General features: G+C 53.4%; 9 protein-coding genes and 1 pseudogene. All 10 read left to right on the top strand.

Translation table 11 applies throughout. From position 1 onward, the window contains the following. Positions 1 to 99: 99 nt before the first annotated feature. The 10 genes and pseudogenes from JUF11_RS09930 (at position 100) to JUF11_RS09885 (ending at position 8,875) form a co-directional block, all read left to right on the top strand. On the top strand, positions 100 to 1,272 hold the full coding sequence (locus tag JUF11_RS09930) for a phage major capsid protein (RefSeq protein ID WP_204119469.1): 1,173 nt from the start codon (positions 100 to 102) through the stop codon (positions 1,270 to 1,272). Positions 1,273 to 1,301: 29 nt separating this feature from the next. Continuing rightward, positions 1,302 to 1,553, top strand: a pseudogene (locus tag JUF11_RS09925) (Ig-like domain-containing protein); the annotation flags it as partial. A gap of 13 nt (positions 1,554 to 1,566) precedes the next feature. Next, positions 1,567 to 1,911, top strand: coding sequence for a head-tail connector protein (locus JUF11_RS09920; RefSeq protein ID WP_204119467.1), 345 nt, complete (start codon positions 1,567 to 1,569; stop codon positions 1,909 to 1,911). Then, positions 1,898 to 2,221, top strand: a complete 324-nt coding sequence (locus tag JUF11_RS09915) for a head-tail adaptor protein (RefSeq protein ID WP_204119466.1) — start codon at positions 1,898 to 1,900, stop codon at positions 2,219 to 2,221. The genes JUF11_RS09920 and JUF11_RS09915 overlap by 14 nt, the downstream gene beginning before the upstream one ends. Further along, the gene (locus tag JUF11_RS09910; RefSeq protein WP_204119465.1) at positions 2,218 to 2,595 is read left to right on the top strand and encodes an HK97-gp10 family putative phage morphogenesis protein; all 378 of its coding nucleotides are present in this window, start codon (positions 2,218 to 2,220) and stop codon (positions 2,593 to 2,595) included. The genes JUF11_RS09915 and JUF11_RS09910 overlap by 4 nt, the downstream gene beginning before the upstream one ends. Then, the gene (locus JUF11_RS09905) at positions 2,596 to 3,018 is read left to right on the top strand and encodes a phage tail protein (RefSeq protein ID WP_236000537.1); all 423 of its coding nucleotides are present in this window, start codon (positions 2,596 to 2,598) and stop codon (positions 3,016 to 3,018) included. A 30-nt stretch (positions 3,019 to 3,048) separates the two neighbouring features. Continuing rightward, positions 3,049 to 3,663 carry a major tail protein gene (locus tag JUF11_RS09900; RefSeq protein WP_204119464.1) on the top strand — a complete coding sequence of 205 codons (615 nt, stop codon included), beginning with the start codon at positions 3,049 to 3,051 and terminating at the stop codon, positions 3,661 to 3,663. Between the two features lie 17 nt (positions 3,664 to 3,680). Continuing rightward, positions 3,681 to 3,917, top strand: coding sequence for an Ig-like domain-containing protein (locus JUF11_RS09895; RefSeq protein WP_204119463.1), 237 nt, complete (start codon positions 3,681 to 3,683; stop codon positions 3,915 to 3,917). A gap of 66 nt (positions 3,918 to 3,983) precedes the next feature. Further along, entirely contained in the window at positions 3,984 to 4,316 is a 333-nt protein-coding gene (gpG, locus tag JUF11_RS09890) for a phage tail assembly chaperone G (protein WP_236000536.1), read from the top strand. A gap of 194 nt (positions 4,317 to 4,510) precedes the next feature. After that, on the top strand, positions 4,511 to 8,875 hold the full coding sequence (locus JUF11_RS09885; RefSeq protein ID WP_204119462.1) for a phage tail tape measure protein: 4,365 nt from the start codon (positions 4,511 to 4,513) through the stop codon (positions 8,873 to 8,875). Positions 8,876 to 8,884: the final 9 nt, after the last annotated feature.

The following is an 8,884-nucleotide window of genomic DNA, read 5'->3' as shown; positions in this document are numbered from 1 at the left end:
TGATTCCATCTTACAAGGACTCAGGCTATGAGTCTTTCTATTTGACTAATTTGTTGCACTTGAATTGTAAATCCGTCACACAAATTTAGGAGGTAAATTATGACTTTAGATGAAAAACTAGCCGCAATTCGCAAGGAGATTGACAAAAAGCGCGCCTCTGCCGAAGCACACAAGGCAGAAATTCGCTCCCTGCTGGAGCAAGACACCGAAGATGCAACCACGAAAGCCAAGGAAGCCCGTTCTGCGTTCGATAAGGAATCTGCAGAAATCAAGGACTTGGAAGAGAAGCGTGGGCTGTATGAAGAAGCGCTCAAGGGCAACGAACAGCCTGCACCAAAGGCAGTTGCAAAGCCCGCTACCGACGAACGTCGGAAGCAAATCAATGCGTTCATCCGCGCCAAGGAACTAGGCAAAGAAATGACCATTCCGGCTTCTATGCTTCGTGACGGTGCTTCCACCGACCCAACGACCAGCGGCATCGTTTCCAGCGATAACCCTGGCACGATTCCGGTTGACCAGTCCTATATTCCACAACGTGAATTGCAGACCGTTGTCGACCTCAAGCCGTACACCCACGTGATCGCGGCAAAGCACGCGCAGGGTGTATACCCGACGCTGAAGAATGTGACCGGTGTTCTGCACACTGTGGCTGAATTGGAAAAAAACCCAGCGCTGGCGAAGCCTGAGTTCGACAAGGTCGAATGGAAGATTGACACCTACCGTGGCGCAATTCCTATCTCTCAAGAAGACATTGACGATTCCGAAGCTGACCTGATTAGCATCGTTAACGAAAACGGCCAGCAGCTCAAGCGGAACACCGGTAACGCTGCCATTGCAACGCTTCTGAAAGGCTTCACCCCGAAGGAAATCTCTGACATTGATGGCCTGAAGGAAATCAATAACGTTGAACTCGACCCAGCATACAGCCGCGCGCTGATTGCTTCCCAGAGCTTCTACAACTTCCTCGACACCGTGAAGGACGGCAATGGCCGGTACCTGCTTCAGGACAGCATCATCAGCCCATCCGGCAAGACTGTGCTCGGCATGAGCGTTGTGGTTGTTGGTGACGATGTTCTGGGCGCCGCTGGCGAAGCACATGCCTTCCTGGGTGACCTGCCACGTGCTGTCATCTTTGCTGACCGGGCAGATCTCGACATTCAGTGGGTTGATAACGACATCTACGGCAAGTACCTGCGCGCGGGTATGCGGTTCGGCGTTGCGATTGCTGACACCAAGGCTGGCTACTTCCTGACCTACTCCCCAAAAGCGTAACGCCGGCCCAGAACCCGACAACCGGGCTCAAGATGAGCCAGGCTACGGCTTCGATGAAAGTCGGCGACACTAAGCAAGTAACCGCAACGGCTGACCCAGCAGACGCTGATGATGCGGCTGCTGTGAACGGCGCAATTGCGTACACCACTAGCGATGAAGCAATCGCAACGGTGGCAGCAGATGGCACCATCACCGCGGTTGCCGATGGCACAGCCACAATCACCGCCACGAGTGGTAGCTTCACCGGCACCGTCAAAGTTACCGTCACCGCGGCAGCATAAGGAGGTGGCGTGAATGGCTGAAGAAGATGCACACGGGCCACTCACCCAGGCTCAATTCGATGTTTTAAAGATGTACTGCAAGGTTGACCAAGAAGTTGAAGACGACATGCTCGACCTGCTGACCAGCGGTGCGGCCGCACAGATTGCTTCGGCCGTTCAAACCGGTATGAAGCCTGAGTTGTTACTGTCCAATGCCGAAACGCGTGACCGCTACTTTGTGGCAATCATGCAGCAGGTCAAGGAAGAATACGACTACCGTGGCGAAGGCGCTGACGTGATGCGGTATCCGCTGCTGGATACTGTCGCCGCTACGGTCAACCAGTTGCGGACGGAGGTGGCTGACGATGCGAACGACTAACATGCGCGAACGCATCACCTTTGTCAGCTACGGCCGGGGCATGGAGCAGGGCGTGCCGGTTGATAACGTGAAGACTGAACACATGACGATGTGGGCAGAGGTGCCAAAGGTGCCGATTCGTGAAGCTCGCAGCGGCCTCGGTGTTCGCACTGACTCACCAACGTTCATTATCAGGTTCCTGACCGAAGAAGAGATTCAACCCACATGGCGCATTGTATGGCACGGTAGCGAATACGAAATAACTGGGTTGGATCCTGACTACCAGCGTCGGGACATCACGACAATAACAGGAAAGAAGGTGTCGGCATGACGGTAACTGGTGATTCAGATTTGCTTGCAAAGATTGAAGCGCTGGATAACGGCATGCAAAAAGATGCACGCGCCGCCATTCGCGACGGAGCAGAAATCTTTGCCAACGCGCTCAAGACCGACACTCCGGTATGGTCAGGCAAAACCGACGACCCCACTCACATGCGCGACGACATCCAGGCAACTGGTGTGCGCGATCGAGGCGGGATTCTGGAGTCCGATGTTGGCTACGGCCAGCAGACTGGTTTCCGCGTGCACTTCCCAAACAACGGCACTGCAAAGCAAGACCCACAGCATTTTGTGGAAGAGACGCAAGAGAAGACTCGCGATGAGATTCTCAAGGCGTTTGTTTCCCATTTGAAAGTGGGTGGGTAGATGCTTGGCTCTGCTGAAGCAAGCAAGGTGCTGACTGCCAGTGCCGAGCTGAAAGCGTTGTTGACCGAGGTGCGCGGTGCCGATGACCCGCTTGGCGGCATCTACATCGGTTCACCGGGCTTCGACAACTCGACTGACCTGCAAATTGTGGCGTTGTCACCCTGGGTCAGAATCACGGACCTGCCAGGGGATAACCACGAACCGGCTGACGATGACCGCTTCATCGAGTACCCGCGTGTGCAGATTGATTTCTGGACACGCAAATCGTTGATGCAGGAAACGTCAGCAATAGACGACCTGATTCGTCAGGTCATGCATGCGAACGGATGGGACAGAACCTATCACGCTTCCGGTGAGGACAATTCTGTGCCAACACTTCGCATGACGACTGCATATTTCCAATCACAGGGACTACCCGTATAGGGTGGCCCTTTTTCAATAGGAGGATTACAAATGGCTGAAAATGCTACTGCAACAAACAAGAAGCTCGCCAAATTTGGTGCTTCCAATTTCGAATACGGCGTTGTTGGCGACGATGAGTTCGTTGCCGCAACTCGCAAAATTGTGGGTCTGAGCACGGTGAAGATGGACATTTCCACCGAACAGAAGACTCTGGCTGCCGATGACGGGCCATACCTGATTCTGTCCGCCGGTATCACCGAGGCGACCGAAGCAGTCGAGCTCTACGACGTTGATACCCAGATGAAGAAAGACTTTTTCAACATTCAGGTTTCTAGTGGTACTGAAGTGTACGCCAAGAACCTGACCCCGAACTACGTGGCTACGCTGTTCAAGACCAAGCTCTCCAGCGGCAAAGCTGTGTGGGTCGGCATGTTGAAAGGCATGTTCACTCTGCCGTCTGTCGAAACTAAGACGGTTGATGGCGCGCCTGACCCAACCGCTGATTCCATCACCGGTTCCTTCATTCCGCGCGGCGACAGTGACAATGGCAACGTTGTGTTGATTGGCCGCGAGGACAACCCGGACTTCAACTTCGAAACCTTCCATAAGTGGGTCTTCCCAACTACCGCAGAAGATGCGGTCATTCCTGAAGACCCAAAAGCGTAGCGCCGACAGCGGTCACGGTGGCTCCGGCTACTGCGTCCGTTACGGTCGGCGATACGACCAAGTTGACTGAAACCGTTGAACCGGCAGATGCCACCGACAAGACTGGCGCCTGGAGCATTGAAGACACAACCGTGGCCACGATTGATGACAGCGGCACCGTCACCGGTGTGAAGGCCGGCGAAACACAGGCCAAGTTCACTACGACCACCGGGGCAATCGTCGGCTCTGCCACAATCACGGTAACTGCGGAATAGTCACAACTTAGTCGCCAACGAAATCAACAATACGCGAACCAGCGGGCGGCTGGATAGGAGGAAATCATGGCATTTGAAATCAGTTTGATGATTGCGGGTAAGCCGAACAAGTTTGTCCGCAATGGCGAGCCCGGATTGCGGGACACAACTAATGCACTTAAGGTTCAACAACAACAGCTTCGGATGTATTCCAAAGACGATGGGCCAACCAACGCGGACTTTGACGCGAACGAGGCTAACCTAGCCAACTTCGCTGTTGAGTTTTGGCAAGGCCAATTCACCAAGCAAGAAGTGACTGATGGTTCTGTAAAGAGTTTGAAGTCGCTTGATAGCATCAATGAAGCAATCGAAGCGTCACTTGATGATGGTGAGGACGACAAGGAGCCGGCAAAAAAATAACGGACACGGACGTCCAAGAGGCGCTCAACAACATCTATGACTTCTACAAAGCCCGGCTTGCTGACGGCTACAAGCTGGCAGATGTGGATGTCATGACGTTCCGTGACTTGAAGCAACTGAATGCGATCTACGAAGAGAAGGAAACGACCATCGACAAGGCGTTTCCATTTTTGTTTTGAGAAAGGAGGTAAACAATGGCAGGAAATTTAGGGCATTTGGCCGCAACGGTAAGCCTGAACATCGACCCGTTTCGAGCCTCGGCTCGGACATTGTCCTCCACAATAAAAGCGACCACCGCTGAGCTGAAGGCGCAGGACATTGCCTTCAAAGGTTCTGAGAAGTCTGTTGGCAGCATGCGTACCGTGTATGGCACGCTCGAACGCCAAATGCAACAGTATGAAGCCAAGCTCAAGCGAGAACAGAAAACCCTCGCTAAGCGGTCAAAGGCCGTGCAAGAAGGCAACGGCGACATGGAGAAGCTCACAACGCGTGAGGCCAATGCCGCCAGTGCCGTCAACAAGACGGCTGCTCAGATTGCGCTTCTGAACAATCGCATGGCCGCCATGCGCAAAGAGATTCTACTGCAGTCAAATGGCTGGACTCAGATGTCACAGAAGGCTGCGGCGTTCTCGAAAGTGACCGGCAAGGTTGGTTCATCATTGGCGAGCTTCGGCTCCAAGGCAACCATGGCCGTCACTGCACCGATTGCGGCCGGGTTCACTGCAGCGGCGAAGTCAGCCATTGACTTCAACTCCCAGATTGATGCAATCGGGCCACTGATGACCAACGGTGCCGCCGTGACCGGCAAGTATCGTACCCAGCTCGACCAGCTCGCTAGCTCATCGAAGAAGTGGGCGGTTCAATATGGCATCTCTACCACCAGCATCAACAACGGACTGGCCGACCTGGTGCGGGCTGGTTATTCCGCTGGTCAGTCAATGAAGATGATGCCGGCGATTCTCGATGCTTCACGTGCATCGGGCGAAGACTTCAACGGCGTCATGGAAGTTGTAACTTCCACGATGACGCAGTTCGGTGTCAAAGCGGCGAACACGACCAGCGTCACTGATGCCATGACCTATGCGGCGAACGCCACGAAGTCGGGCTTCTCTGACATGGGTGAGGCCATGCAGTACACGGGACAATCTGCCCATGCGGCGGGCGTTTCGCTCACCGAGACCGTGGCCGATATCGGTCTGCTTTCAAACGCTGGTCTGCAAGGATCTACTGCGGGTACTGCGTTCAACATGATGCTCCAGAAGCTGGCTGCGGCTTCGACCAAAGCCGACTCACCAATGGCAAAGCTAGGCGTGAACATCAAAGCCTTCAAGGATGGTCAAATCGGTTTGCCAGAAGTCATCGAGCAAGTGACCAAAGCGACCGAAGGCAAGAACAAGGTTGACAAAGTTGCCGCCGTTAATGCCGCGTTTGGTGAGCGTGGTGGTCGTGCCGTACTGGCTTTGCTTAATGCTGGTGCACCGGCCATGCGCAAACTGACGCAGGAAACCTCAAACGCCGCTGGTGCGACCAAGAAGGTTTCCGATATGATGGGCAACACTGCTGCAGCTAACTTCAACAAACTGAAATCATCTGTGCAGGTGCTTGGCATCGAAGTAGGCGAAAACCTATTACCAGCGATTACACCTTTGGTGGCTAAGGCTACCGAAATGGTTCAGGCGTTTGGCAAGCTGGATAAGAGTACACAACAGTCAATCATCAAGTTCACCCTGTTCGCCGCTGCAGCCGGACCAGTTTCCAGTGCGCTCGGCGGTATGTTCAAGATTATTTCCGGCGGCGCAGGTGCGTTCAGTGCGGTTGCCGGTGGCATTGGTCGCGCTCAAACTGCAGCTAAGATTGGCGCGAGTGGCTTCGATGTTCTTAAATCAACGTTCAGCGAGACTGCTTTCAAGGCTCTCAGCGCCGCTCCGGCGATTGCTGAAACTGGAGAGGCTGCTACTGGTGCTGCTGCGGGTGGTTCTGCTTTGCTCACTTCGCTGGCACCACTAGGCGTTGCGTTGGTTGGTGTGGCTGGAGCGGCCGCGGTTGGCTATGGTGTGTGGAAGATTTGGGGCGAAAAGGCCTACGAATCATCACAACGCACCAAACGCTGGGGCACTGACATCGGCGAAGCTGCCGATAAATCAGCCACGAAGATGAAGCAAGCCTCTGGTGAAATTAGTGGTGCACTCGACAATACCAACCAGTCTGCCAAGACAAACTCAAAGCAGATTGTGGACGGCTTCAACTCAATGGCGCAAGCAGCTAAGCAAGCTGCTGATCAATCTGATGCGGCGGCCAAGAAGCTGGCTAAGTCACTGGGTGGTGATGCTGCTGACGCTCTGTTAGCTGCTGCTGCCAAAGAGAAGACTGCTAATGATAAACGAGTTAAGCAGGTGCAAGAAAATGCCGCCAAGGTCAAAGCAATCACTAAGTCTGCCGGTGAAGAACAGGGCAAGCTGACCGCTGACCAACTGCAAGTCATCAAGAACCTGCAGCAAGATAGCGCGATTGATGCTGTTAAGACACTTCGATTGAGTGGTCAACAGCAAAACAACGTCACTAAGGCCATTCTCGGCGAACGTGTCACCATGTCGGCCACTGCTGCTAAGAAACAGTACACGGATTCTGTTTCCGCAATGGAACAGGAGTACGAGACTACTGCTAAGAAGCGCAAGGCAATCAACGACAATGACAAACTGAGCACCACAGAAAAGAATGCGACTATTGAAGGACTCGAGAGAGATCACAAGTCTAAGATGGATGCTATTTATTTGAGCATGGTGCAAGCGTTGAAAGCTCAAGGCATGTCTAACAAGGAAGTCCAAGCACAACTCCAGCAAGACATGGGGATGACTGCTGAACAAGCAGAAGCTGCTATGAACCGCTACAAGAAGGCGATGAATGGCGGTGTCACTTCCACGAAGCAATTTGCGGCATCAGTAAACAAGAACATGTCTGCCAATGTCAAAAAGGCTGGCAATGACTGGAACAGCCTTGTGTTAGACCCTAAGACGGGTAAGGTTGTTACTAATCTGCCAGAGGTTTTGCAACAGACCGCCTCCACAAAGGAAGGCTGGAAGCGGCTCACGTTCGACTTGAAATACGCCAAAATCAGCAGCAATGCGAAGGAAAATTTGCTCGCCGCGATGATCCAAACGGACAAGTGGAACAAGATGACGGTTCAGCATAAATATGCATTGCTGACCACGGCTGGAAAACAAGACCTGGCCGACATCATCGACCAGCTAGACTTGTGGAATCAACTCAACCCGAAGCAAATGGCTGCGGTGGTCAAGGGCGACTCCAGTTCATTGGTGGCCGCAATCGACAAGGTGCAGCTGTGGGATCAAATGTCGCCGAGTCAACTCGAACTGATTGTCCACGACAAAGCATCGGCAACCATCATCACTGCTCTGCAGAAATCCGGTCAGTGGAACGCACTGCCGCTGGCCGAGAAAGAGGCCATCGTGAATGCCAAGGGTGCGGCTCAGGTCGCACAACTATCACTGCAATATGGCACATTCAACAGTCTGCCCGATGCCACAAAGAAAGCGGCGCTTAACGACAAAGACTTTGTTGACAAGGTTGGCGCCGATGCGCTCAAGTATCACAACTTCTATACTCTGCCAGATTCCGTCAAGCAAGCCCTCATGAAGAACGAGGACCTGCGGCAAAAGCTGGTTGACTCCGGGCAACTGATTAACGACTACAACCTCAACTACAATCCGAAAAAAAAGGTTGCGAAGGCTGATACCGCAAACGTACAGAACAACTTTGGTCTCGGCAAGAAGTCAATTCTCGACTATAAGGGTACCAACCCCGGGCCGACCAAAGTTGGTAAGGGTGATACTTCCAGTGCCGTCAATGGCTTCAGAAATGCCAAGGGCGCCATCGACAAGTTCCGAGTTTCCAGTCCCGGTAGTCCAAAGCATGCCAAGGCGGTTGATGGTGCAAGTGGCCCGGCCGGGAAGGCGACCGAAGCGGTTGGCGCATTTCAGCGCAAGCCGAATACAATCTCAAAGATGCTGAGTGTAGGCATCAGCTTCGCGAAGGGCGTCGGAAAGATTCTTGGCTTGAAGAAAGGCACGAACAACTTCGTTGGTGGCCTGGCTATGGTCAACGATGCTCCGGGTTCGGTCTACCGTGAAGCAATCACACTGCCAAACGGTCAGACTTTCATTCCGAAAGAGCGTAACGCAATTCTGCCGTTACCACGGCACGCTAAGATTGCTACTGCGATTAGTACAGCGCGCCAGTTTGCGGTACCACGATTCGCATCAGGCACAACAGACTTCACAGGCGCAGCCACCACGCTCCAGAACCTCCGTCCACAGACGGTGCAGACAGTCAACGTGACGGCATCAAATGAAAACGACCTGGGTGACGCGCTTCGCACGCTGAATGTGTTGGTGGCTGAGCTGCTTGACTACAAGCCTTCAATCAGCGGAACCGTGCAGCTTGATAACGGGCGGGAAGTCGGTCGCTGGTCTGCTGAAGGCGTTCAAGAGCAAATTAACCGAATGACAAGAACAAATAATAGAAGAAAGGGGTACAACTAATTGGCAATC

It is taken from the genome of Lacticaseibacillus suilingensis (genome assembly GCF_016861845.1).
Taxonomy (GTDB): Bacteria; Bacillota; Bacilli; order Lactobacillales; family Lactobacillaceae; genus Lacticaseibacillus; species Lacticaseibacillus suilingensis.
This window is presented reverse-complemented; position numbering and strand designations above follow the sequence as displayed.

Bases quoted from the DNA above. Each gene is read 5' to 3' on its own strand.
- JUF11_RS09930 (WP_204119469.1), top strand. From the start codon at position 100: ATGACTTTAGATGAAAAACTAGCCGCAATTCGCAAGGAGATTGACAAA.
- JUF11_RS09920 (WP_204119467.1), top strand. From the start codon at position 1,567: ATGGCTGAAGAAGATGCACACGGGCCACTCACCCAGGCTCAATTCGAT.
- JUF11_RS09915 (WP_204119466.1), top strand. From the start codon at position 1,898: ATGCGAACGACTAACATGCGCGAACGCATCACCTTTGTCAGCTACGGC.
- JUF11_RS09910 (WP_204119465.1), top strand. From the start codon at position 2,218: ATGACGGTAACTGGTGATTCAGATTTGCTTGCAAAGATTGAAGCGCTG.
- JUF11_RS09905 (WP_236000537.1), top strand. From the start codon at position 2,596: ATGCTTGGCTCTGCTGAAGCAAGCAAGGTGCTGACTGCCAGTGCCGAG.
- JUF11_RS09900 (WP_204119464.1), top strand. From the start codon at position 3,049: ATGGCTGAAAATGCTACTGCAACAAACAAGAAGCTCGCCAAATTTGGT.
- gpG (WP_236000536.1), top strand. From the start codon at position 3,984: ATGGCATTTGAAATCAGTTTGATGATTGCGGGTAAGCCGAACAAGTTT.
- JUF11_RS09885 (WP_204119462.1), top strand. From the start codon at position 4,511: ATGGCAGGAAATTTAGGGCATTTGGCCGCAACGGTAAGCCTGAACATC.